This window comes from Verrucomicrobiota bacterium (assembly GCA_016871675.1).
GTDB lineage: Bacteria > Verrucomicrobiota > Verrucomicrobiia > Limisphaerales > VHCN01 > VHCN01.
The window spans coordinates 1-1,897 of sequence record VHCN01000146.1 but is presented as its reverse complement, the minus strand read 5'-3'; the positions used below and the strand labels follow the sequence as shown (position 1 = coordinate 1,897).

Annotated in this window: 2 protein-coding genes; both read right to left on the bottom strand. The window is 65.5% G+C overall.

Annotated features, from left to right (window positions below; all coding sequences use genetic code 11):
* Window positions 1-234 (bottom strand): hypothetical protein (locus FJ386_15510; protein MBM3878094.1); only part of this gene is annotated, 234 nt, incomplete at its 3' end.
* 47 nt (window positions 235-281) lie between these two features.
* Window positions 282-1,658: a DUF1501 domain-containing protein gene (locus FJ386_15505; GenBank protein ID MBM3878093.1), complete on the bottom strand. Its 1,377-nt coding sequence runs from the start codon at window positions 1,656-1,658 to the stop codon at window positions 282-284.
* Between the last annotated feature and the right edge of the window lie 239 nt (window positions 1,659-1,897).

The following is a 1,897-nucleotide window of genomic DNA, read 5'->3' as shown; positions in this document are numbered from 1 at the left end:
GACGGGCACCGCCGTGTCGCCTTCGATCCGCACCACACGCTCGTTGCTCGAAGTGAACGTGAGGTCGTTCGTTACCTGGCCGAGAAACTTCCCGCCGCTGGAATGCACGACGACGAGTTGCTGCCGCGATGCGGGACCGGTGAAGGTGAATTGGGACGGAAGCAGCGTGAGCGAAGCCGCGTTCGCGACGGTCACGAATGCCAACAAACACGCGGCTGAAACGAGGGGGTTCACTTTCGAACGGCAGTTCACGGAAAACGTTCCCGCGCCGGACGGGCGCATCAGGCGAACAACTCCTTCACCGGCTGCGTGCCGAAGTCCACCAGCGGGAACGGCCGGCTCTGCGGGCCGGGCAGGTGCGCGTCGAGGTCGAGCCCGAGGCTGTGATAGATGGTGGCGACGACTTCCGCGGGCTTCACCGGCCGTTCGGCGGGGTAGCCGCCGATTTCGTCGGATTTGCCGACCACGCGGCCGCCCTTCACGCCGCCGCCGGCGAAATAAATTGTCCAGCACTGCGGCCAGTGGTCGCGGCCGCCGGCGGGATTCACGCGGGGCGTTCGGCCGAACTCGGCGAGGTTGCAGACGAGCGTGTCACCGAGCAGGCCGCGCTGCGCGAGGTCTTCGATGAGCGCGCTGTAACCCTGGTCATACATCGGCGCCACGATGTCGCGCATGCCTTCGATGGAGGTGAACGGTTTCGAGCCGTGGATGTCCCACGTGATTTCGTTGAAGACGGTGATGAAGGTGTTGATGGTGACGAAGCGTACGCCCGCCTCGACGAGCCGCCGCGCCAGCAGGCAGCACTGGCCGAAGCGTGTCAGCCCGTAGCGCTCGCGCACCTTCGCCGGCTCCCTCGTGAGGTCGAACGCTTCGCGCGCCCTGGCGCTCGTCATCAGCCGGTAGGCCGAGTGGAAGTTCGCGTCCATCAATTTCGCGCTCTCGCTCGACTCGAAGCTCTTCACCGTGTCGTCCACGACCTGCCGCAACTCCCGCCGCCGCGCGAGCCGCGCTTCGCCGATTTCCTTTGGCGGGAGCAGGTCAGGCACCTTGAAGTCGGCCTTTGACGGATCGCCGTTCAGCACGAACGGGTCGTAAGCCTTGCCGAGAAATCCGGCGTCCTGTCCGTGCGGCAGGTTGCCCCCGGTGGGCCCCATCGTTTCGGGCAGCATCACGTGCGCGGGAAGTTCCGTCCGGCGCCCTTTCAGGAATTCCAGCGCGCAGCCCGCGTGCGGCGTGATGATGCCGCCGCTGAAGAGCCGGCCCGTCTGCAACATCTGGTGGCCCGTGTCGTGCACCGCGGCGGCCGTGTGGTAAGTCGAGCGCACGAGCGAAAACTTGTCCGCCACCTTCGCGTGCTGCGGGAGGATTTCGGTGAGCTGGAAGTCGCCCTTCGTCGAGATGGGCTTGAACGGGCCCCGGATTTCACGGGGCGCATCGGGCTTGGGGTCGAACGTGTCGAGCTGGCTCGGCGCGCCGAGGTTGAAGATCATGATGCACGAGCGCTTGTCCTTGGACTTGTCGGCCGCGGCCGCGGCCTGAAGCGCCGCGGCGTCGGCGAGCGAAAGACCGATGGCGCCGAGCGTGCCAACCTGCAGGAAGTCGCGTCGCGTCACGCCATCGCAGGTGATGGTGGAGCCGTTTCCGGTGACCTTCAGCATAGGTAGAACTTTGTTTCGGACTTCGAGCAAAACGTAGAGCAAAACACCGCGGCACGCCACGAAAAATCCTGCCTTACCGCACGGCCGTCCCCTGAATTCGGGTTTGCGTTGCCCGTCGAAACCCGCCACAACAACCGCCCTGTGAGAAACGGCATCTTACTCCTGCTTGCAAACGCCATGGCCTCCGCAGCCGCTCCCGCGACGCCCCAGCCTTCGGGCAATTCGGCGGACGGCATCCT